This window comes from Bradyrhizobium sp. USDA 4486 (assembly GCF_054057995.1).
Genome location: NZ_JBSRZV010000001.1, coordinates 8,273,557 through 8,295,560, shown reverse-complemented (window position 1 = coordinate 8,295,560; position 22,004 = coordinate 8,273,557). Strand labels below are relative to the sequence as shown.

The 22,004-nt window shown below is 65.9% G+C and carries 19 protein-coding genes and 1 other RNA gene; 8 read left to right on the top strand and 12 right to left on the bottom strand.

Annotated elements, in window-relative coordinates:
* Window position 1 precedes the first annotated feature (1 nt).
* The gene (rsmH, locus tag ACVWY3_RS39205) at window positions 2–991 is read right to left on the bottom strand and encodes a 16S rRNA (cytosine(1402)-N(4))-methyltransferase RsmH (RefSeq protein ID WP_456843231.1); all 990 of its coding nucleotides are present in this window, start codon (window positions 989–991) and stop codon (window positions 2–4) included.
* 447 nt (window positions 992–1,438) lie between these two features.
* Here rsmH and ACVWY3_RS39200 point away from each other — a divergent pair, with 447 nt between their 5' ends.
* A complete protein-coding gene (locus tag ACVWY3_RS39200) occupies window positions 1,439–2,296 on the top strand; it encodes an N-acetylmuramoyl-L-alanine amidase (protein ID WP_456843230.1) in 858 nt (285 codons plus the stop codon).
* A gap of 122 nt (window positions 2,297–2,418) precedes the next feature.
* On the opposite strand, the gene ACVWY3_RS39195 is transcribed toward ACVWY3_RS39200, so the two are convergent.
* Window positions 2,419–3,651 carry an RNA polymerase sigma factor gene (locus ACVWY3_RS39195; RefSeq protein WP_456843229.1) on the bottom strand — a complete coding sequence of 411 codons (1,233 nt, stop codon included), beginning with the start codon at window positions 3,649–3,651 and terminating at the stop codon, window positions 2,419–2,421.
* Between the two features lie 142 nt (window positions 3,652–3,793).
* Window positions 3,794–4,144, bottom strand: coding sequence for a YciI family protein (locus ACVWY3_RS39190; protein ID WP_456843228.1), 351 nt, complete (start codon window positions 4,142–4,144; stop codon window positions 3,794–3,796).
* Between the two features lie 149 nt (window positions 4,145–4,293).
* On the opposite strand from ACVWY3_RS39190, the gene rnpB reads away from it, so the two are divergent.
* An RNA gene (gene rnpB / locus ACVWY3_RS39185) (RNase P RNA component class A) lies at window positions 4,294–4,725 on the top strand.
* A 129-nt stretch (window positions 4,726–4,854) separates the two neighbouring features.
* Here the strand turns inward: rnpB and ACVWY3_RS39180 are convergent.
* Window positions 4,855–5,319: a DUF983 domain-containing protein gene (locus tag ACVWY3_RS39180; protein WP_456843227.1), complete on the bottom strand. Its 465-nt coding sequence runs from the start codon at window positions 5,317–5,319 to the stop codon at window positions 4,855–4,857.
* Window positions 5,320–5,368: 49 nt separating this feature from the next.
* Here ACVWY3_RS39180 and ACVWY3_RS39175 point away from each other — a divergent pair, with 49 nt between their 5' ends.
* Window positions 5,369–6,739, top strand: a complete 1,371-nt coding sequence (locus tag ACVWY3_RS39175) for an aminotransferase-like domain-containing protein (protein ID WP_456843226.1) — start codon at window positions 5,369–5,371, stop codon at window positions 6,737–6,739.
* 5 nt (window positions 6,740–6,744) lie between these two features.
* Here ACVWY3_RS39175 and ACVWY3_RS39170 read toward each other — a convergent pair whose 3' ends face one another.
* Window positions 6,745–7,005, bottom strand: a complete 261-nt coding sequence (locus ACVWY3_RS39170) for a hypothetical protein (RefSeq protein WP_456843225.1) — start codon at window positions 7,003–7,005, stop codon at window positions 6,745–6,747.
* 223 nt (window positions 7,006–7,228) lie between these two features.
* On the opposite strand from ACVWY3_RS39170, the gene ACVWY3_RS39165 reads away from it, so the two are divergent.
* Window positions 7,229–7,972 carry a sulfite exporter TauE/SafE family protein gene (locus ACVWY3_RS39165; protein WP_456843224.1) on the top strand — a complete coding sequence of 248 codons (744 nt, stop codon included), beginning with the start codon at window positions 7,229–7,231 and terminating at the stop codon, window positions 7,970–7,972.
* A gap of 80 nt (window positions 7,973–8,052) precedes the next feature.
* On the opposite strand, the gene ACVWY3_RS39160 is transcribed toward ACVWY3_RS39165, so the two are convergent.
* From ACVWY3_RS39160 to ACVWY3_RS39145, 4 genes are all read right to left on the bottom strand, one after another.
* Window positions 8,053–9,459, bottom strand: a complete 1,407-nt coding sequence (locus ACVWY3_RS39160; protein WP_456843223.1) for an MATE family efflux transporter — start codon at window positions 9,457–9,459, stop codon at window positions 8,053–8,055.
* Between the two features lie 64 nt (window positions 9,460–9,523).
* Window positions 9,524–11,323: an ABC transporter ATP-binding protein gene (locus tag ACVWY3_RS39155; RefSeq protein WP_456843222.1), complete on the bottom strand. Its 1,800-nt coding sequence runs from the start codon at window positions 11,321–11,323 to the stop codon at window positions 9,524–9,526.
* Between the two features lie 505 nt (window positions 11,324–11,828).
* Entirely contained in the window at window positions 11,829–13,412 is a 1,584-nt protein-coding gene (locus tag ACVWY3_RS39150) for a DHA2 family efflux MFS transporter permease subunit (protein WP_456843221.1), read from the bottom strand.
* Window positions 13,413–13,624: 212 nt separating this feature from the next.
* Complete coding sequence (locus tag ACVWY3_RS39145) at window positions 13,625–14,935, bottom strand: HlyD family efflux transporter periplasmic adaptor subunit (RefSeq protein ID WP_456843220.1); 1,311 nt, start codon at window positions 14,933–14,935, stop codon at window positions 13,625–13,627.
* A gap of 197 nt (window positions 14,936–15,132) precedes the next feature.
* Here ACVWY3_RS39145 and ACVWY3_RS39140 point away from each other — a divergent pair, with 197 nt between their 5' ends.
* Complete coding sequence (locus ACVWY3_RS39140) at window positions 15,133–15,768, top strand: TetR/AcrR family transcriptional regulator (protein ID WP_456843219.1); 636 nt, start codon at window positions 15,133–15,135, stop codon at window positions 15,766–15,768.
* Window positions 15,769–15,820: 52 nt separating this feature from the next.
* The gene (locus tag ACVWY3_RS39135; protein ID WP_456843567.1) at window positions 15,821–16,168 is read left to right on the top strand and encodes a DUF6665 family protein; all 348 of its coding nucleotides are present in this window, start codon (window positions 15,821–15,823) and stop codon (window positions 16,166–16,168) included.
* On the opposite strand, the gene ACVWY3_RS39130 is transcribed toward ACVWY3_RS39135, so the two are convergent.
* On the bottom strand, window positions 16,165–17,367 hold the full coding sequence (locus ACVWY3_RS39130; RefSeq protein ID WP_456843218.1) for an extensin-like domain-containing protein: 1,203 nt from the start codon (window positions 17,365–17,367) through the stop codon (window positions 16,165–16,167). The genes ACVWY3_RS39135 and ACVWY3_RS39130 overlap by 4 nt on opposite strands.
* A gap of 483 nt (window positions 17,368–17,850) precedes the next feature.
* On the opposite strand from ACVWY3_RS39130, the gene ACVWY3_RS39125 reads away from it, so the two are divergent.
* Together ACVWY3_RS39125 and ACVWY3_RS39120 are read left to right on the top strand one after the other, a co-directional pair.
* The gene (locus ACVWY3_RS39125; protein ID WP_456843217.1) at window positions 17,851–18,618 is read left to right on the top strand and encodes a DUF2147 domain-containing protein; all 768 of its coding nucleotides are present in this window, start codon (window positions 17,851–17,853) and stop codon (window positions 18,616–18,618) included.
* 274 nt (window positions 18,619–18,892) lie between these two features.
* Window positions 18,893–20,314, top strand: coding sequence for a FecR domain-containing protein (locus ACVWY3_RS39120; RefSeq protein ID WP_456843566.1), 1,422 nt, complete (start codon window positions 18,893–18,895; stop codon window positions 20,312–20,314).
* 183 nt (window positions 20,315–20,497) lie between these two features.
* On the opposite strand, the gene ACVWY3_RS39115 is transcribed toward ACVWY3_RS39120, so the two are convergent.
* Window positions 20,498–21,061, bottom strand: a complete 564-nt coding sequence (locus ACVWY3_RS39115; RefSeq protein WP_456843216.1) for an NUDIX hydrolase — start codon at window positions 21,059–21,061, stop codon at window positions 20,498–20,500.
* A 69-nt stretch (window positions 21,062–21,130) separates the two neighbouring features.
* Window positions 21,131–21,994, bottom strand: coding sequence for an archaetidylserine decarboxylase (gene asd / locus ACVWY3_RS39110; protein WP_456843215.1), 864 nt, complete (start codon window positions 21,992–21,994; stop codon window positions 21,131–21,133).
* Window positions 21,995–22,004: the final 10 nt, after the last annotated feature.

Sequence of the window (22,004 nt, the reverse complement as noted above, 5' to 3'; positions counted from 1 at the left end):
GCTAGCCGCCCCTCATCACGTCGGAGAGCTTTGGCCAGGGCGATGGCTCATCGCCGTCATGCGCGGGCGCCGAGGTGCGCTCGGCGGCGCGCAGCTTTGCCGACCGCGCGCGCGGATTATTCGCGACCTCCGCGTCGCCGGCGACCACCGGACGCCGCGTCAGCAGCTGGAAGCTCGGCGCGGTCTGCGCCACTTCCGGCAGATGCCGCGAGCCGCCGCCGGTCTTGCTACGTTCGGCGAGGAAATTCTTGACGATGCGGTCTTCCAGCGAATGGAACGAGACCACGACGAGACGGCCGCCGGGCTTGAGCACGCGCTCGGCCGCGGCGAGCGCCGTCTTGAGCTCCTCGAGCTCCTCGTTGACGAAGATGCGCAGCGCCTGGAACGTCCGCGTCGCCGGGTGAATGTCGCCGGGCTTGGAGCGCACCACCCTGCCGACGAGATCGGCCAGCGCGCGTGTGGTCGTGAACGGCGTCTCCTGCCTGTCGGCAACGAGAGCGCGGGCAACGCGGCGCGCATGCCGCTCTTCGCCGAAGAGATAGATGATGTCGGCGAGATCGCTTTCCGAGGCGCGCGCAACCACATCGGCTGCGGTCGGGCCCGCCTGCCCCATCCGCATGTCGAGCGGCCCATCGAGGCGGAACGAGAAGCCGCGGCCGGCCTGGTCAAGCTGCATCGAGGACACGCCGACATCCATCACGACGCCGTCGACGGCCTCGATGCCGTGGGCCGCGCAGACCTCGGCGAGGTTGGAGAAGCGGTCTTCGACCAGCGTCAGCCGGCCCGCGGAGCGCTCGACCAGCTCGGCCCCGCCAGCGATCGCAGTGCGGTCCCGATCGATCGCGATGAGGCGGGTTCCCGGCACATCGAGAATGGCGCGGCTGTAGCCGCCGGCGCCGAAGGTGGCATCGACATAGATCCCGTCCGCGCGCGGTGCGAGATGATCGATCGCCTCGCGGCCGAGCACGGGAATGTGAGGAGCGGTGCTCATGCGCCACGCCTGCCGAACGACCATGCCAGATCGGGGGCGAACCAGCCCATTACGCCTCGAATGATTACGCGTCGCGGCGGTTCCACGACCAAGCCCCAGTCCAACATGGTTACCGAGCCCCGTCGTCCCGGGCTGCAAGCCCAGAGTTCCCAGTGGAATGTGTCGGGCAGCCATGGGATTTCGAGCCAAAATACGCTTTGGCCGCCTCCGGACGCGGGTCGGCTCTTCATCCCTCAGTAACGGCTCTTAGCGTTAAGAAAGCGTTGAGCGGCCCGTTACAACTCGAAAAGGTGTCCGGCGTAAGATAGGGCGGCTTGACGGTGATGCTGCATCCACACACCCGGCCAAAATGCATCCGTTAACCGCGCCATGCGATTGCGCACGGCCGAGGGTAAAGGAATAGTAAAGAGAAGGGCTTGGCCCACTCTCCATTCTTTTGAGCTGTCCATGCCGTCCGGTTCGTCCACACCGTCTGATTCGAAGCGTCAGCGCGTTCTCCCGGTTCCCAAGGCCGCGGCGAACATGCGGACGTTCGATCCGGATTCCTCGATCGTCTCCGACATCATTCCCTCGCCGAACTATGGCGAGCGCAACAAGGGACGGCAGCCAGACATGATCGTGCTGCACTACACCGGCATGCCCGATGTCGAGGGCGCGCTGGCGCGGCTATGCACGGCGGGCACCGAAGTGTCGGCGCATTACGTCGTGCTGGAGGACGGCCGCATCGTGCAATGCGTGCCCGAGGCCAAGCGCGCCTGGCACGCCGGCGTCTCATCATGGGCCGGCGAGGACGACGTCAATTCCTGCTCGATCGGCATCGAGATCGTCAATCGCGGCCATGACTGGGGTTATCCGGAATTTCCGCTGCGCCAGATCGCCGCCGTGATCGCGCTCTGCCGCGGTATCATGCTGCGGCGAAAAGTGCCGCCGCACCGCGTGCTCGGCCATTCCGATGTCGCGCCCGCACGCAAGAAGGATCCCGGCGAGAAGTTTCCGTGGCACTCGCTGGCCAATTCCGGCGTCGGTCACTGGGTGACGCCCGCACCGATCGTGCGCGGCGAGAGCCTGATGCTCGGCACCATCAGCGATGCGGTGCTCAGCATGCAGCAGGCCCTCGCGAAGTACGGCTACGGCGTTCCGCTCACCGGCAAATACGACGCTGCGACGATGGAAGTCATCACCGCGTTCCAGCGCCATTTCCGCCCGGCGCGGCTCGACGGTGTCGCGGATCACTCGACGCTCTCGACCTTGCAGGCGCTGCTGGCGAGCTTGCCGGCCGAGGGGACGACGATCGCGTCGAAATAGAAGACGCTTCGAGCATGTGACCTCCTGCTCCGTCACGCCCGGGCTTGTCGCGGGCATCCACGTCTCTGTCTTCGCGCGCAAAGGACCCGGATGGCCGGGACAAGCCCGGCCATGACGGGAACTCAATCCATCTCCCTCACCCTTCGCGCATAGAGCCGCCGCAGCGGCTCGAGCTGCGTCGCCTCCGTCGCGGCGCGATAGGCCGTGCGTGCCTCATCCTTCCGCCCCAACCGCCGCAGCAGATCCGCGCGCACGGCAGGCAGCAACTCATAGCCGTTGAGCCCGCCGCGCGCGGTGATCGCGTCGACGAGATCGAGCGCACGTGCCGGGCCATCGACCATCGACACGGCCGCGGCGTGATTGAGCTCGATCACCGGCGACGGGCTGATGCGCAGCAGCACCTCGTAGAGTCCGGCAATCTGCGGCCAGTCGGTCTCCTCAAAACTTGCCGCGCGCGCATGCAGCGCCGCGATCGCGGCCTGCACCGCATAGGCCTGCGGCCGGCCGGCAAGGCGCAGCGCGTCGTCAACCAGGCGCAGGCCCTCCTCGATCTGTGCGCGGTCCCACAGCGCGTGGTCCTGCTCCTCGAGCAGCACGATGTCGCCGGCCGCCGTCTCACGCCCGGCGCGGCGCGCATCGTGCAGCAGCATCAGGGCCAGCAGGCCCTTGATACCGGCGCGCTCCGGCATCAGCCGGTCGAGCAGGCGGCCGAGGCGGATGGCTTCAGCCGCGAAATCGGGCCGCATCAGGTCTGCGCCCGAGGTCGCGACATAGCCTTCGGTGAAGACGAGATAGATCACGGTGAGCACGCCATCGAGCCGCGACACCAGGGTGGCGCGCTCGGGCACCTCGTAGGGAATGCCGGCGAGCCTGATCTTCTGCTTGGCGCGGACGAGGCGCTGCGCCATCGCCTCTTCGCTGATGAGAAAGGCGCGCGCGACCTGCGCGGTCGAGAGCCCGCAGACGGTGCGCAGCGTCAGGGCGACCTGGACCTCGGGCGCGAAGGCGGGATGGCAGCAGGTGAAGATCAACCGCAGCATGTCGTCGTCGAGCATCGCCGGCGGCTCGTCGTCGCCCTGCGCGTTCAGCTCGAGCTCGTGCACCAGTGCCTGCTGCTTGCCGCGGAAGACGGCCTGACGGCGGATGCGATCGATCACCCTGTTGCGCGCGACATTCACCAGCCAGGCGCGTGGATTGTCGGGAATCTCGCACGCGCTCCAGCGCGCGAGCGCGACGGCAAAGGCATCCTGAAGCGCGTCCTCCGCGAGATCGAAATCGCCGACGAGGCGGATCAGCGTGGCCAGCGCCCGCCCCGCCTCGTCGCGAAAGATTTTGTCGATCTCGCCTGGGGTCATTGCATGATGCTTTGCACGTCATTCCGGGGCGCGACACGGTCGCGACCTCTGGTGCGCAATTGCGCACCTGACAATCTCGAAGTCGTGGCGCGAGATTCCGGGTCCTCGCTTCGCGAGCCCCGGAATGACGGCTGCGCCGTCATTAATCGTACACCCAGATCGGCCGCACCTCGATCGAGCCGATGCGCGCGCTCGGAATCCGCGCGGCGATCTCGATCGCTGCGTTCAGGTCCTTGGCCTCCACCAGATAGTAGCCGCCGAGCTGCTCACGCGTCTCCGCAAACGGACCATCGGTCGTCAGCGTCTTGCCGTCGCGCACGCGCACGGTCGTCGCGGTCGATGTCGGCCGCAGCCGATCGCCGGCCTTGAAATTGCCGCTCTGGATGATGGACTGCGTGAAGGCCTGGTATTCGGCCAGCATCTTCTGGCTGGTCGCCGCGTCGTTGTTCGCGTACTCGACCTCGTTCTGGTAGATCATCAGCAGATATTGCATCGCTTCACTCCTGTTGTTCGGCTGCGTCGCCGACATCCAGTCGAACGGGGCACGCTCCAAACGACATCTTCAGGATAAATTATTCGGCCGCGGCGCGCGCGGCGATATCGGCTTGACGGAACCGTCACGAATGCTCCATGCGTTATCGGTCAGTCGGCCGGACGGCCGCTCCGGCAGGTGCCGAAAGGCCGCCGGGGAGGAAAGTCCGGGCTCCCTTGACATGCGGTGCCGGATAACGTCCGGCGGGGGCAACCCCAGGGAAAGTGCCACAGAGAACGGACCGCCCGCCTTCGCCCCTAACGGGGCTTCGGCGAGGTAAGGGTGAAAAGGTGCGGTAAGAGCGCACCGCGGATCCGGCAACGGACCCGGCATGGCAAACCCCACCGGGAGCAAAACCGAATAGGGACGGCGTAGCGGGCTGTTCGCGAAAGCGATAACGCCGCGGGGCGATGTCAGGCCCGCCGTCCGGGTAGGTTGCTCGAGGCCATGTGCAAACATGGTCCCAGAGGAATGGCCGTCACGTATCGTTCGCGCAAGCGGACGATGCCCTACAGAACCCGGCTTACAGGCCGGCTGATATTCTAAAGCGTTTTCGAGCGAAGTGGTTTTCCGGTTCGCGTGAAGAAAACGCGAAGAAGTGACGAGGGGTTCGATGCTGACGCATCGGACCCCTCACCATTTTGCCACGCGCGCGATGTAAACGTGCCGCTTCAGGCGGCGCGCGTATTCACTTTCGCGAGGACTCGCGCAAGCTGACTTGCCTCGCGCCGCAGCTTGCCAGCCTCGAAGCCGTGCATGCCGATTTGCCATTGCAGGCCGACGATGGCGCCCTTGGTCGGCTGCAAGAGCGCGAGCGAGGCGAACAGCGTCACCGGCAGCCACACGGCCAGTTGCAGCCAGACCGGCGGCGCGTAGGCCGTCTCGATCGCGAGGATCGCCGGCACCACGAGATGGCCGACCACGACCATCACGAGATAGGCCGGGAAATCGTCGGCGCGCTGGTGGAACAACTCCTCGCCGCAATGATCGCAAGCGTCAGCGACCTTCAGGAAGCGCCCGAACATATGTCCTTCGCCGCAGTTCGGGCACTTGCCGCGAAAACCGCGCCACATCGCGTTTGCCAGAGAAACCGAACCGGTCGTCATGAGGACACCTCTTCCGTTTTGTTGATCCATACAATACTATCTTATATCCATACATTCAAAGCATATGGGCCTAAATTGCATGGATTGGACCCCTACAATCTCGGAGCTGAGCGGGCCGCGCTACCAGCGCATCGTCGAGGCCATGGAGGCCGACATTGCCGCCGGCCGTCTCGTGCGCGGCCAGCAATTGCCGACGCAGCGCGCGCTGGCAAAAGCGCTCGGCGTCGACCTCACCACGGTGACGCGCGCCTATACCGAGGCGCGCCGCCGCGGCATCATGGAGGCGCGCGTCGGTCAGGGCTCGTTCGTGTCGGAGACCAGCGCGCGCCGCGCGGTCGACCTGCCGCATCCCGTCGCGATCGACCTTTCGATGAACGTGCCGCCGCATCCGCTGGAAGCACAGCTCGACGAGCGCATCATCGCTGGGATGGAGGCCCTCCGCGCCCAATCGGGCCTGACCGCATTCCTGAACTATCAGCCGCCCGGCGGCAGCGCGCATGAGCGCGAGGCCGCGGCGCGCTGGATGCGCGCACGTGTGCCGCACGTCCATGCCGACAGGCTGGTGATCTTTCCCGGCGCGCAGACGATCCTGTTCAACCTGCTCGCTCGTCTGGCGCGGCCCGGCGATGTCGTGCTCACCGAGGCCCTCACCTTCCCAGGCATCAAGGCCGCCGCGGCGCGGCTCGGCGTCAAGCTCGTCAGTGTCGCCATGGACGACGGCGGCATTCTGCCCGATGCGCTGGCAAAGGCCTGCCGCATGCACTCCCCGAAGGCCGTCTATCTCATCCCGACGCTGCACAATCCGACCACGGCGACGCTTGTCCCCGAGCGTCGTGAGGCTATCGCCAAGATCATCCGCAATGCCGATACTACGCTGATCGAGGATGATGCCTACGGCTTGCTCGACCGCTCGGCATTGCCGATCGCCAATCTCATTCCCGAGCGGACATATCTCGCGACCACGCTGTCAAAATGCATCGCGCCGGCGCTGCGGGTCGCTTATCTCGTGACGCCCGACAACGACGCGCAGCTGCAGATGCGCAGCTTGTTGCAGGCGACCGTGCAGATGCCGGCGCCGCTGATGGTCGCGCTGGTGACGCACTGGATCGAAGCCGGCATTGCCGACCGGATCATCACCGCGATCCGCAACGAAGCCATCGGACGCCAGCAGCTGGCGCAGCGCGCGTTGAAAGGTTTCCAGTTCCTGGCCAAGCCCGCCGCCCATCATCTGTGGCTTCGGCTGCCACAGGGCCGGCCCGACATCGCGGCGCATCTGTTGCGCAATGGACTTGCGGTCGTCGCCGGCGATGCCTTCATCGTGGACGGCATGCCGCCGCATGCCGCGCGCGTCTCGCTCGGCGCGGCGCGCAACAGGGCGGAATTGACGGAGGCGCTGCGCATTCTGGTCGGCGCGCTGCACAAGCCCGCCGACACCAGGCAGATCGTCTAGGCTGGTTACTGATGGTGACGGCGATGACGCCGATGCACCACCGGCGCATCGGCTGACGGATAAGCCGCATAGGCGTCGCTCGGCGTTCCCTGCTGGCCAAGAGCTGCACGCGCTGCGGGCGTGAGCTGGCCGCCATTGAGCACGTCGCGGTCGGGATGTGCGGCCTGATAGGCCGCGGGCTCCGAAAACTGTGCCTGCGCCAAGGTCGGCATCAAGGCCATCGCCAACAGCAGCGCGGCCGAGACGGCCATCTTCGTGCGGGTCATGATTATGCTCCATCATCTAAACGGGAATAGGCCGATCGAGGCGCAGCTCGCGTCGGGCCCCAATTGCAGTACGACCATCATGTAGGCCGGTCTTTCGCGGACGCCCGCAGCTCAGGATCACGCTTGCGTGCGGTTTTGAAATTGACCGCCCCGGCCGCGGCTGTGCTATGCGGGCAGTGGCGATCAACAATCCGGCATCGCCCATTGCAACAAGGACAATTCGTTGGAAACGCTCACCTACGTGCTGCTGCTGTTCGGCGCGCTGGCTGGAGGCTTCGTCTCGGGGCTGGCCGGATTCGGCACCGCGTTGATGGCGCTCGGCATCTGGCTCTACGTGCTGCCGCCCTCGCTCGCGGTGCCCCTGGTGCTGATCTGCTCGGTGATCGCGCAGAGCTCGACGTTGCCGTCGATGTGGAAGAGCTTTGATCTCTCGCTGGTCTGGCCGTTCCTGATCGGAGGATTGATCGGCGTGCCGCTCGGCACCATGATGGTCGCCTCAGCCGATCCGAAAGTGTTCAAGCTGAGCGTCGGCGTGCTGATCCTGATCTTTTCGTCGGCGCTCTATCTCAATAAGAGGCCGCTCGCCGTCAAATTCGGCGGCCGCATCGCCGACGGCGCGATTGGCTTTGCCGGCGGCATTTTGGGCGGCCTCGCCGGATTGTCCGGGCCGCTGCCGATCCTGTGGGCCAACATCCGTGGGTGGAACAAGCATGAGCGGCGCGGCATCTTCCAGCTCTTCAATTTCACCGTGCTCGCCACCGCGCTGGTGTTGCAGACCGCCTCAGGCCTGGTCGCATTCAAGGTGGTCTGGCTCGCGGCAGTGGCGTTTCCCGGCACGCTGATCGGCGCATGGGCCGGCGCCCGCGTCTATCATGCGCTGAACGACAAGCATTTTGGCGACGTCGTGCTCGGCCTGTTGTTCCTGTCAGGCCTGACACTCGTCTGGAACAGCATTGGCGCAATCTAGCTTGCGGCCTTATTGGCGGCGAGCGCCGTCCCCACGGCGCCGCAAATTAGCCGGAGCCGTGGGGAGGTCACAAGACGTTGCTACGCGGGCTCACGCACGAGCGGCGCGACCGGTCGAGCCTCCGCCTGCCCGGAAGCCGCCTCCTTGAGCGGCACCCCGAGGCGCTTGCTGAACTCGCGGCGCAGCAGCCACACGTTCAAAGCCGCCTGCAGCGTGGTTGTCACGATCGACAAATACCAGACGTGCTCCATCCGGAAGCCTGGCCACGTCGACAGCCAGATCGACGGCAAGGAATAAGTGAGGACCCGGATCACCGAGGTGCACAACACCGGCTTGGTGTTGCCAAGTCCCTGGAACATGCTGGAGCAGGTGAAGATCAGCGCCTGTGCCACCATGTTGAGCGAGATGATGCGGACGAAGAGCGACGCAACCGCCATCGTCTCCGGGTTGTTCGAGAAACCCGCAAGCAACAGACCCGGCGCGGCCTGTGCAAGTATCAGGAAAACGATCGTCACGGCGGTCGCGACCAGCGCCGCCTTAACGAAGGTCTCGCGCACGCGCGCGCCATTGCCGGCACCAAAGTTCTGGCCGGCGATCGGCCCTGCGGCGAGGGCCACGGCGAGCGCCGGCATCTGGATCAGGCCAAGGACACGCGTCCCGATGCCAAATCCTGCCTGCGCCGCCGGGCCGAAAACGCGGAGCACATAATAGCCCACGGCCATGATGATGAAGACCATCACGAACTCGCCGCCGGCGGGCAGGCCGACATTGAAAATACGCTTCCAGTGCCGAACCTGCGGCCGCCACTGCGCCGGATTGAAGACGACATAGCGCTCGACCTTGCGGAAATAGGCCAGCAGCATCAGGACGCCGATGGCGACCGCGATCGAGCTTGCGAGCCCCGCGCCGGCAACGCCGAGCGCATAGCCGGTGAGCCAGCCCGAGATCAGAATCGGCGCCAGTGCAATGTTGATCGCGACCGCGACCGCCCGCACGAGCATCGCCGGGCGCACGATACCGGTTGCGCGCATCGCGGAGGCCAGCACCTGCGTGGCGAACTCCAGCGCGAGCGCCGGCGTGAACCACAACAGGTATGTGGTCCCCGCCTCGATCGTGGCCTGGTCCGCGGCGACCGAATGCATGTAGAGACGCGACAGCGCCGCGCCGATGACCAGGGTCAACAGGCCGAACAGCATCGACATCGCGATTGCCTGGTTGAAGATCAGATTGGCATCGTGCCGGTCCTTGCGTCCCACGGCATGCGCGATCAGCGCCACCGTCCCGACGCCGAGCACCTGCAACAGTGCGTTGACGAGAAAGCCGGCATTACCGGCTGCGGCGACGCCCGCCACGGCCGCTTCGCCGAGACCCGAGACGAAGTACAGATCGACCAGCTGGCAGATCATGATCGTGACCATGCCGAGCATGATCGGCGGCGCCATGGCCAGGATGTGTCTCACGATGGAGCCGTGCGTCAGGTCTTTCATCTCATTCCATCCTCTGGCGTCGTGGCCGGCGATCGTCCGTCGGCCACGCGCCATTCCACGTCCTTTACTCCGCAGCCGCGATGTGCCCGAGCTCCACCACCTGGCGCTCGAACAGGCCGCGATAGATACCGCCCGGCTTGCCCGCGAGCATGGCGTGGGTGCCTTGCTCGACGATCTCGCCGCGGTCGAACACCAGGATCCGATCGAGACTCCTCACCGTCGACAGCCGGTGGGCGATCACGATCGAGGTGCGGCCCTTCATCAACCTCTCCATCGCCTGCTGGATCAGCGCCTCCGATTCCGAATCGAGGCTCGAGGTCGCCTCGTCCAGGATCAGCACCGGCGCATCCGCCAGGAAGGCGCGCGCCAGCGCCACGCGCTGCCGCTCGCCGCCCGACAGCTTCACGCCGCGCTCACCCACAAGCGTGCCGTAGCCCTTGGGCAGGCGCAGGATGAAGTCGTGCGCATTGGCGAGCCGCGCCGCCTGCTCGATCGCCTCCAGGCTGGCACCGGGCCGGCCATAGGCGATGTTCTCGGCGAGCGAGCGGTGGAACAGGATCGGCTCCTGCTGCACGATCGCGATCTGGCTGCGCAGCGATTGCTGCGTCGCCTTCGCGATGTCCTGCCCGTCGATCAGCACGCGCCCCCCGGAGACGTCGTAGAGCCGCTGCACCAGCTTGACGAAGGTCGTCTTGCCCGAGCCGGAGCGGCCGACGAGGCCCACGCGCTCGCCGGCGCGGATCGTGACCGACAGCCCGTCATAGAGCGGCGCACGATGGCCGCCGTAGTGGAACGTGACATCGTCGAACACGATCTCGCCGCCCTCGATCGCGATCGGCCGGGCGCCCGCGGCATCGACGATCCCGATCGGCTCGCCATGGATCGCCACGAGCTCGTCCATGTCGTTCACGGCGCGCTGCAGGTTGTTGATGTGCATACCGACGTCGCGCAAATAGGCGTGGATGACGTAATAGCTCGTCAGCACATAGGTGACGTCGCCGGGCGAGGCGTGCCCGTACATCCACAGCAGCACCGAGCCGCCGATCACGGACGCCCGCAAGCATAGGAGCAGCGCAAGCTGCGCCATGGCGGTGTAGTTGTAGCGGAACCAGGTCCGCCGCACCCGCACGCGCCAGCGATTGATGACGCGGGCGAGCCGCGCATCCTCGCGCAGCTCCGCGCCGAAGGATTTCACCACGGCGTTGCAGGTCAACGCATCCGCCAGCGTGCCGCCGACCTTGGTGTCCCAGGCATTGGAGACGCGCGCGGCCGGCGCGATGTACCGCGTCGAGAACACCACGGTGATGGTGACGTAGAACAGCGCGCCCACCGCGATCACCACGCCGAGCGAGGCCCAGTGCAGGCCGATCAGGACCATGGAGCCGATCAGCACGAGCAAGGACGGCGCCAACGCCATCAGGATGGTGTCGTTGAGCAGGTCGAGCGCCCACATGCCGCGCGTGATCTTGCGCACGGTGGAGCCGGCGAAGGAGTTGGCATGCCAATCGGTCGAGAAACGCTGCACGCGCATGAACGCGTCCTGCGCCACCTCCGTCATGATCTTCAGCGTGAACGGCACGATCGCCTGGAGACCGATCAACCTCAGCACTACGGAGGCTGCACCGAGCGCCACGATGGCGCCGAATGCGACCAGCGCGGCGTGGCGCGCGTCGGGGTCGGACGAACCGCGCGTCAACGCATCGACCAATTGTCCGGAGAAGACCGGCATGAACAGGTCGGCGACGGTCGCGCCCAACAGACCGCCGGCGACGATCAGCGTGCACCCCGGCTGCTTCAGCCAGTGGCGGAACACGAAGGGCAGCACCACGCGTATCGCCGCGGGCTTCTTTGATGGAACGGTCATGACATCATCCGGCCGCTTGGCGCGGGCCGGCTCCATCGATGGACGCAAATCGGCCGCGAGGGCCGAGACGGCGTCACTTCAAGGTGGCTTTGACTTGGGAAGAGGAGCGATCGGGACGATGTGCCCAATCGAATCTGGCGGAAGAGGCCTCTAACAGGCCGCGTACATACCGAGCCAGGCGAACATCGAGCGCGGGCGTGCGATCTGCGACTGCGACGAAATCATGCAAATCCCTCCCGGTTCGAATGAATGAGGTGCGCTTTATAGATGCGTCACGGGTGATTTGCAACGGGGCCCACGCGAGATCACGGATGAGTGTTGCAATTTGGTCTGGGAGCTGCTGTCTCACACCCTCCGTCATTTCCCGCGAAGGCGGGGAATCCAGTACGCCGCGGCGGATGTGGTGAGAGCGAGCCCTCCGACGAGGGCCTCTGGAATACTGGATCGCCCGCCCCAGTGCGCAATTGGCGCACAAGTGGGCGATGACGCCGCGTTCTTGGCTGGCCTAATGCGCGTCGCCGCCGCCGGTCAGCGAGGCCGGCTTGTTCAGCAGCGTCACCAGCACGCTGAGGCCGAGATAGAACAGCGTCAGCATGAAGAATGCGTCGCCGAAGCTCATCACCACGGCCTGGCGGTGCACGATCTGGCTCAGCTGCTTCATCGCCATCAGCGTGGAGTCACCGAGTCCCTGGAATTTCTGCTGGAGCATGGTCAGCGTCTCGGTCGCGGTGGCGTTGCCCCAGTGCACGCGCTCCTGCAGGCGCGTGATGTGCAGATCGGTGCGGTCGTTGAGCACGGTGTTGATGACGGCGAGCCCGACCGCACCGCCGAGGTTGCGCATCAGGTTGAAGAGGCCGCTCGCGTTCTTGACCCGGTCGGGCGCCAGCGTGCCGAGCGCGATATTGTTGGTCGGCACCATCGCGAACATCATGCCGATGCCGCGCAGGATCTGCGGCACCAGCAGCTCGTAGAAATCGTAGTCGCGGGTGATCCAGGTCATCTGGTAGGAGCCGATCGCGAACACGACCAGACCGAACGCGATCATGTAGCGCATGTCGAACTTCACCATGAGCCGGCCGACCAGCGGCGCGACCAGGAACATGGTGATGCCCGAGACGAACATCGTCTCGCCGATCATCAGCGCGCTGTAGCCGCGCACTTCGGCGAGGTAGCGCGGATAGATGTAGGTCAGACCGTAGAGACCGATGCCGATGCAGAACTGCAGGAGGCAGCCGATCGCGAAATTGCGGTTGGAGAAAGTGCGCAAATTGACGATCGGCTCGGCCGCGGTGAAGACGCGCCAGAAGAACGCGATCGCGGAGATGGCGCAGATCCAGGCGCAGATCGCAACGGACGTGTCCTGCATCCATTCATATTGCGGGCCTTCCTCCAGCACATATTCCAGCGTGCCGAGGAAGCCCGCCATGAACAACAGGCCCCACCAGTCGAAGCGGTCGAGCAATTCGAAATGCGGCTCGTCGAAATCGACCAGCGCCAGCACGCCCAGCGTGATGGCAACGCCGGGCACGACGTTGATGAAGAACAGCCAGTTCCACGACATCAGGTCGGTGATGTAGCCGCCGACGGTCGGTCCGATGGTCGGCGCCAGGGTCGCGACGAGCCCGATGATGGGGCCGACGATGTGGAATTTCGTGCGCGGGAACACCGTATAGGCCGAGGCGAACACGGTGGGGATCATGCCGGCGCCGAGAAAACCTTGCAGCGCGCGCCAGAGGATCATCTCCTCGATCGTGGTGGCGAAGCCGCAGAGCAGGCTCGAGAAGGTGAAGCCCGCCGCCGAGATCGCGAACAACAGCCGCGTGCCGAACGCGCGCGACAGGAAGCCCGACAGCGGGATCGCGATGACTTCGGCGATCAGATAGGCGGTCTGCACCCAAGAGACTTCGCTCGAGCTCGCCGACAGGCCGGCCTGGATTTCACTCAGCGATGCCGAGACGATCTGGATGTCCAGGATCGACATGAACATGCCGAACACCATGATGATGAAGGCGAACAGCCGCTTCGGCGCGATGCGCTCGGAAGCGGCTGATGCCATCATGGCGGGGGAAGCGGTCGTGGCGGTGGCCATGGCGTCAGCTCAGGTTGGAGCGGGCTGCGAGTGGGGTACACCTCTCCCAATTGCGGGAGAGGTCGGATCGCATCGAAGATGCGATCCGGGTGAGGGCTTTCTCCTCTTGGGGAGCCTCCCTGGAGGAGACACCCTCTCCCCAACTCTCTCCCGCAAGCGGGAGAGGGAGCGCACCTGCACGAGAGGCTGCGCCGCGGCTCATCTCACCCATCCTACTGCGGGTGGATCGCGGTGGGATCGTCGAGATCGACCTCGCTGTCGGCGTCGGCCGCGCCCTTGTTGGTGTCGACGGTCGCATAGACCGACATGCCGGCGCGGAGCAGGTTCTGCTTGGCGACCGATTTCGGCACGCGGATGCGGACCGGCACGCGCTGCACGATCTTGGTGAAGTTGCCGGTGGCGTTGTCGGGCGGCAGCAGCGTGAACACCGAGCCTGCGCCCGCCGCGATGCTGTCGACCACGCCGGAGAACTTGCGCATGCCATAGGCGTCGACCTTGATCGTCACCGGCTGGCCGGCGCGGATGCGCTTGAGCTGCGTCTCCTTGAAATTGGCGTCGATATAGACGTCATCGAGCGGCACGATATTGCCGAGGCGCTGGCCGACCGCGACGAAGTCGCCGGCGTTGACGAGACGGTTCGAGAACGTGCCGTTGACGGGCGCGCGCACCGCGGTGAAGGCGAGATCGCGCTCGGCTTTCGCCAGCGTTGTCTTGAGCTCGGCGAGCTGCGCCTGCGCTTCGGCCTGCTGGGCCTTGGTGACGTCGACATTGCTGACCGCGACGTCGTAGGCGGCCTGCGCGGCCTTCACCGCCGCGGCGCCCTGGTCGCGTCCAGCTTCCGAGCTTTCGAAGGTGGCGCGCGAGGCAAAGCCCTTGCTGCTCAGCGCCTGCTGGCGCTCATAGTCGAGATCGGCGCGCTTGAGGCCGGCCTCGGCCGAGACCAGCTGCGCCTTGGCCTGGACGACCTGGCTTTCGAGCGCCGCGATCTGGCGGCCGATGCGATCGATGGTGGCCTGCTGGGTTGCGATCCGGGTCGCGGCGGCGTCGACCGCGATCTTGTAGTCGCCGTCGTCGATGCGGAAGACGATGTCGCCGGCTTTCACCGGCGTGTTGTCGCCGGCGAGGATCGCCGAGATGTGGCCCGCCACGCGCGCGCCCAGCATGGTGTTGTTGGCGCGGACGTAGGCATCGTCAGTGGAGACATAGAAGCGGCCGACCAGCATGTAATAGCCGGCATAGCTTGCGGCCGCGAGCGCCAGCACAAGGCCGACGCCCATCAGCACGAATTTGCGCTTGCCCGATTTCGGCGCATCGGCGGCTGCAGGTGCAGCCGGCTTGTCGGTCACCGGCTTCTCCGGCGCCTCGTTGGTGCGGCGCTTGGTTTCTTCGGCGACATGAGAGCGCAACTGCTCGGCAAGGGCGGCAGGGTTTTCAGTCGCAGGTTCGCTGCCCGCCCGCTCCGGCGTCCTCTCCACCGTCTCCTGGCGAAGCACGCGCGCAGCCTGGTCTCTCGATACGGCCATGACGGCCTCCCCACAAAAAAGCACGACCAGGGACCGCCGTCGTGCAGACGGTTCCCTCTGGTACATTCCAAATACCATTGACCGAACCGTTCGGTCAATATACATATTTTTCCCGGGTCGACCCTATCGGCCCGAATCCTTTATTTGGGCTTCATGGCTCTGCACCCGATCCAAAAACCTGCTGAGATCCTGAACCAATGGTTGTAGTCGACCGCGAACAGCTCCGTGTCGTCCAAGAGGAGGACAGCTCGAAGCGCCGTCAGATCCTGGACGGGGCCCGCAAGGTGTTCATGGATCTCGGTTTCGACGGCGCCAGCATGGGCGAGATCGCACGCGCGGCGCAGGTGTCCAAGGGCACACTCTACGTCTACTTCGCCGACAAGTGCGCGCTGTTCGAAGCCATACTTGAGCAGGAGGCGCTCCAGCACGGGCAGGTCGTGTTCAATTTCGATCCGTCGCGCGATGCCGAGACCACGCTGAAGGATTTCGGCCAGGCCTATATCCACCTGCTCTGCCGCCCCGGCGGCGGATCGGCGATCCGCACCGTGATGGCGATCGCCGAGCGCATGCCCGACGTCGGCCGCCGCTATTATGCGCGGGTGCTCGAGAAGACCATCAACCGCCTCTCGGACTATCTCAAAGTCCATGTCGCCGCCGGCAATCTCAGGATCGACGATTGCGACCTTGCGGCCTCGCAGTTCATGGAACTGTGCAAGGCCTCGCTCTTCCTGCCCTTCGTCTTCCAGGCCGCGCCCGCGCCCTCGGAAGCGCGCATGACCGAGGTCGTCGACAGCGCGACGCGGATGTTCCTGGCGGCGTATCAGGCGAAATAGCGGCAAGCGCGCCGCGTTGCGCGAGCCGGTGACGCGGCACTATATTCGCACCATGTCCCGTGATCTTCGCCCGCCCGTCGATGTCCTCCATTACGAGATCGTCCAGGAACAGGCCTCAGCGCTTGGACGGATGGGCCGCGCGCTCGAACAGGCGCTGACGCGCCTGCGTGAATTCGACGCCGCGCACGCGCTTCCCGAGACGCCCGCCTCGCAACCGGCAAGGCGCAAGCTGGTGACGGAAGCAGGTCACGCACTCTGGATGTTCGTGGTGCAACGCGAGGCGTCGGGCCTGCGCGACAGCCGCCACATCATGCGCACCTACAACGTTCCCGCCGAGGTGCAGCACTGCATGGGGCTGGCCCCCACTCCTTCGAAGCCAAGCTCGAAATCCAGACCTTAGTCGTCGGCGTAGTCGTCCTCGTCCTGCTTGCGCGCCGTGGCCTTGCGCGCGCCGAGCGAGCCGGTCACGTAGGGATCGCGCGAGCTCGCATAGGGGCTGCGCCGCAGCGCGCGCGAGGCAACCTCGTCGCCGGAGACGGCGGCCGGCTGGCAGATCAGGCGCCGGCTGGCGCGGCGCATCAGATCCACGTGGATATGATCGTAGTGATAGACGTTGGACCCCGGCGCCAGCACCGTCGTGAAATGCGCGCATGCCCCCGACTGTACGTCGCGCAGAAAACCCTGCTCTTCCGGCATGCCGCGCCAGCCGTCCTTCACGGTGACGCGGCGGCCGTCAGCGAGCACGAAGGCCGAGATGTCGAGCGCGTTGCCGAAGGCGTGCTCGGAGATGTGCGCGTGCGGATTGCCGTTCATGCCGCGGCAGGAATAGGCGGAGATCTGCTTGATCTCGACGACGCGCGCGCCGAACCAGCGGATTGCCGACGGCTGCACGGTGTCCGCGAGCCAGCGATCGAGCTCGGACACGATCGGACAGGCGAGCGTCGCGATCGGCTTCACCGCGACGGGACCGACCGCGGTGACGGGATTGCCTTGCGCGGGACCAAGGCGTGGCAGCGGCTGTTGCGCCGGCGGCTGCGAATAGGGCGCCGGCCGCGCCGGATAGCTCGGCGCATTCATGTAGCGCGCCGCGCCCGCGGCATCGGTGCCCTCGGGCGGCAGGTCGATCTCGTCCTCCTGCGGCGCCACGCCGGGCGCGTTCAGCGACATCGGGCCGGATGAGGCGCCATATGCGGACGGCTGGCGCGCCGCGCTTTCGGGATAGTTCGAGCGTTGCGGATAGGACGACGGATAGTTCTGGCCTTGCGGATAATTCGATTGCGGCTGCGTCACCGGCCAGCGCGGCTGGTTACCGATGCTGCCGGGCGGACGCAGTTCTTCGTCAGCAAAACCATAGGTGCCGGAGGCATCGCCAAGGGCCGCGACCTTGAGCGGAAACTCGGCGCCGCACATGCCGGGGCCGGAGATCGGGTCGATGCGGACGATATCCGCGCTTTCCTTGACCGCGCCCGATTTCAGGCACGCGGCCTCGGCCTCGGCTCGCCACGGTTCACGTTCGGCCTGGAAAAAGCCGCGTCCGCAACCCGCAAGCGAAACAAGGACGATGGAGCCGACGAGATACAAACGAACTCCGCGCGTCATGCACGCACGTTCGGTGAATTTACTTAAAGACTCTTCAACGTGTCGGCTTCAGCGTTCTTTGACCGTGGCGGCCCGCATGCGCGCGGAACGAGCGACAGCGAGGCTGACTTTTTCGAGTGGAGACTCTCTGTTAACCATGATGTTGGCGCGCAAAGCGGCGCGCATGGAGACATCTCATGACGTTCGCCGGGAGACTGAGCGTCATCACCGCGTACCTCGCCATGGCCTTTGTCGGCGCCATCGTGCTCGGCGTGATCTAGACGTCTAGAAACGACACCGACCGCATCACCGGCTCACCCCGCCTGCGCTGGATCATCCAGGCGCCGGACTTTTTGCTGCATGTGTGCTGCCTCACCCAGTCACCCACCGGCGTTGTGACGTCCATCACGGAAGGCGAGGCAGGCGCGGCGTAGGGTCGAACCACGCTTCATCCAGCAGCGACACCAGTCCATTACCGGGACCGCGCCATTTTCGGAGGTTGTCATGAACAAGGTCACCATCGCGGCCGCCGCGCTCTTCCTCGCGTCGAGCGCGGCCGCGCATGCCGGCAACTCGATCGCGTTCCAGATCGACGGCCAGCACATCCGCATCGAGACGCCGCGCAACTGCGCTTCGCTCGACTGCGTCACCATCGTCGCGCCCGGCCTGTCGAACAAGCCGATCAGGCTGAACAACATCAACCTCAACGGTTTTGGCGGCTCCAAGGACGATGACGTCGACACCACGCCGGTCCCGGCGACGACGGTTCAGCCCGCCCCGGCTCCGGTGCAGCAGCAGCCCGTGCAGCAGGCGCCGGTGCAGGCGACCGCGCCTGCTCCGGCCACGACGGTTGCCGCTGCGCCGACTGCCGGCTACGACAACACGACTCAGCCCGCGCCTGCTGCAGTGTCAGCTCCTGTGGCTGCGCTCGCCCCCGTCGCTGCTGCGCCGGCGCAGGCTCCGGCGGCTGCCGCGCCCGTGGCGACGCCGAACTCGCCGATCGGCGTGTGGGCGACCGAAGAGAACAAGGGCAATGTCCGTGTCGAGCAGTGCGGCCCCAATCTGTGTGGCTACGCCGAGAAGACCAACGAGCGCATCCTGATCAACATGAAGCCCGATGGCACGAAGTGGAGCGGCCGCATCCACGATCCCGACTCCGGCCGCAATTACGACTCGACCATCGCGATGAAGGGCGCGAACGCACTGCGCGTGCAGGGCTGCGCCTTCGGCGGCATGTTCTGCGGCGGCCAGACCTGGAAGCGCGTGAGCTGACGCTCGAAGCGCGTCATCCCGGGGCGATGCGAAAGCATCGAACCCGGGATCTGGAGCGACAAGCTCGTAGCATATCCTCTAGATTCCGGGTTCGCGACTTCGTCGCGCCCCGGAATGACGAGCAAGAACAGACCGCCACGTCGCCGACACCGGAACGCGCCGTTCGAACGCTCTCCCCTCCCGCGCGACTCGCGTTCATCCGCCATTCAGCTCGCTCCGGCTGATATCGGCCGATCTCGCCTCGCGTTCTCACCGGGACCTCCTCGTGACTTCATTGGTGGCATGGCGCCGCTTCATGTTCGCGCTCGTGCTGGCCTTGCCGCCGGCCGGCGCGCGGGTGGCTTGTGCATCCGATGCAATCGAAATCGCGCAGGCGCAGCCGGCACCTGCGGCCTCCCCGACACCCGCTCCCTCGCCGACACCATCAGCTTCGCCGGCTCCGGCGGCAGACGCGCAGACCACCGCCGTCGAGCCGATCGGCAACGTCGCGACCGTGAGGGGGATCGCGACGGTAATCCGCGACAGGAATTCCTATCCGCTGCGTGTGCGCGACGACATCTATCTCAACGACGTCGTACAGACCTCGTCGAACTCCTCGCTGGGCATCACCTTCAACGACGCGACCACGTTCAATCTCTCCGCCAGCGCCAAGATCACCATCGACAATTACGTCTACGATGGCGGCGGCAAGCAGAACTCGGCGATTTTCGATATCGGAAAGGGTACTGTCGCGTTCGTCGCAGCGGCGGTGGCGAAGAGCGGCGACATGAAGATCACGACGCCGACCGCGACGCTCGGCATCCGCGGCACCACCGGTGTCGTCGATGTCCCCGAGGGCGCGGCGGCGAACAGCGCGAGCAACGTCAACATCAAGCTCTATCCCGACGCCGACGGCCGCGTCGGCCACATCGACGTCGACGACCGCACCAGCGGCACGCGGCTCGGCGCGCTGACGCGGGCCGCGAGCGGCTTTGCGATCCGCCCCGGCGCCGCCACCGCCGGTGTCATGCGCTTTGCCGCGGTGCCGATCACGATTCCTGCGCAGCAGATCGCGCGCGACCGCGGTTTCGTCAGCCAGGTGCATCTGGCGCAGGCCACGGGCCGGCAGATCGTCAGCGAGCAGCGCGACTTCCGCCGCGCCAATCCAACTGCGATCAGCCGCATTCCGCGGCCGGCGCAGCCGCCGCAACAGCAACAACTGCGCCCCACGACAGCGCCGGCTCAACAGCCGCAGCGGCCGAACGGCCAGCCCGGCCAGAACAACCGTCCGGGCCAGCAGCAGCCGGGCACGCCGGGCCGCCAAGGAACACAGACGCCGCAGCGCCAGGGACAAGGCGGCGCGACGCAGCCGGGCACGCCGCGCGCGGGTCAGGGTCAGCAGCAACCCGGCAAGCCGCGCACGAGCCAGCCGCGCGCGGGACAGGGCACGCAACCCGGTGGCGCACCGCAGACGCAGCCACAGCGCAGCGGACAATCTCCGCAAGCGCCAGGAGCCGCCACGCCTCAGCCTGGCGCGACGCCGCCGCACACCGGATTACGGCCCGGTCAGCCCGGCGCGCCGCCGACTGCCCAGCCGCAACAAGGCGCCGTACCACTCCAGCCCGGCTTCCAGCAGCACCTGCCCGGCGCGCAACGCCCCGCCGCGCCGCGCAGACCCGCGCCAGTTCAGGTTCCGAAGGAAAAGAAGAAGCAGTAGGTTGGAAGGCTCCGCTCTTCGTCGCGGGCGAATTTTCTCGTAGCGGGTGGGCAAAGCGAAGCGTGCTGCTCCCTCCCCGTCATTGCGAGCGCAGCGAAGGAATCCAGAGTCCCTCCGCGGAAAGATTCTGGATTGCTTCGCTGCGCTCGCAATGACGGCGTGGAGAGAGACGAACGGGAAAACTCACGCCTCGCCGCGCAGCCAGGCCCGTACCTTCTGCAACAGGCCGTGCCGCAGTTCATCGACAGAAGCAGCCTCGGCCGGTGTCAGCGTCTGCAACGTTGCATCGATGTCGTCGGCGGCCAGCGTCGGCTGCGGAGCGGGTGACGGTGCAGGTCCCGCCGCGGCGATCGCGATCGGGCCGACCTGGGTGAGGAACGCGCGCTCATATTCACGCGACAGGCGCGCGAGCGCGTCGTCGAGTGTCAGCCAGTCCACCGCCTTGATGTCGTTCATCAGCTTGCGGACGGGACCGCCCTCGGCCTCCATCCGCCAGAAGTGCACGACCTTCGAGCGCCCGCCCGACTGATAGACCAGCGTGCCCAAAAATTCGTGCATCGCCACGTCATGGCCGGTCTCTTCCAGCACCTCGCGGTGCGCGGCCTCTCGCGGCGTCTCGCCGTCGTCGAGCTTGCCCTTGGGGAGGACCCATTCGTTGCGCTTGCGCTGGCGCACGATCGCGATCAGCGGCGTCGAACCACGCCGCAGCACGATACCCCCCGCCGCCATCACCGGCGCTCGCGCCATTACCTAAACCCGTCGTCGTCAGAGTGGTCCCCGCGGACGATATAGGCGACGGCCACGGCAGATTGAAGGCTACTTTCTTTTCAACAGCGCTTGACCTGCGCGAATGCGCGTGCCCTCGGCAATGCCGTCGCAGAAGGTAAAATCGGTGGGCGCCAGGATGATGATGGTCGAACCGTGCTCGAACCAGCCGAGCTCCTCACCCTTGGTCACGTTGACGTCGCAGGGGAAATTGACCGGGCCGCGGGTCTGCGCGTTCAGCACCATGTCGAGGAAGTGCAACCGGATGCTTGCGACCAGGATCGCAGCAACCGGCACGAGCGTCACCGCCTCGCCGGTCGAAAGATGCGTGCGGATCACCGCGCGCTCGTTCTTGCAGAACAGCCGCTCCACGCGCTTGAGCGCGATCGGGTTGACGTTCCAGACGTCGCCATGGATCAGCGTGACGCGCTCGATATGCGCGTCATAGGGCGCATGGAAGCGGTGATACATGCTCGAGGTCAGCCGCAGCGTGACGAAGCTTCCGTTGCGATGCTGGTCGACCAGCGCGGAATCACCGACGAGGTCCAGCAGCGAATACGGCGCACCCTTGACCTGGAACAGCTCGGTGTCGGCGATCCGCCCATGGGCGCCGACGATGCCGTCGGAGGGACTCGCGACGACGGAAGGGTCCGGGTCAAATGGCCTGAGCCCTGGCTTCAGCTCCCGGGTGAAGCAGTCGTGCAGACTCCTAAAATGAGTCTTGCGCGCTTCCGACAGATCGAGGTCGGAGAACAGCCTCCACAGCGCGATCGAGAAGTCCCGCACCAGTGGATTCTCGATCTTGGAGAACCAGCCCATGAACCGGGTCAGGGCCGCGCGCGGGATGCGGTTGGTCAAGAGGAAGTTGAGGTCTTCCTGCTGGGTGAAAGAGGCGATCAGGGCTTTGACTGTCATGAATCTGTCA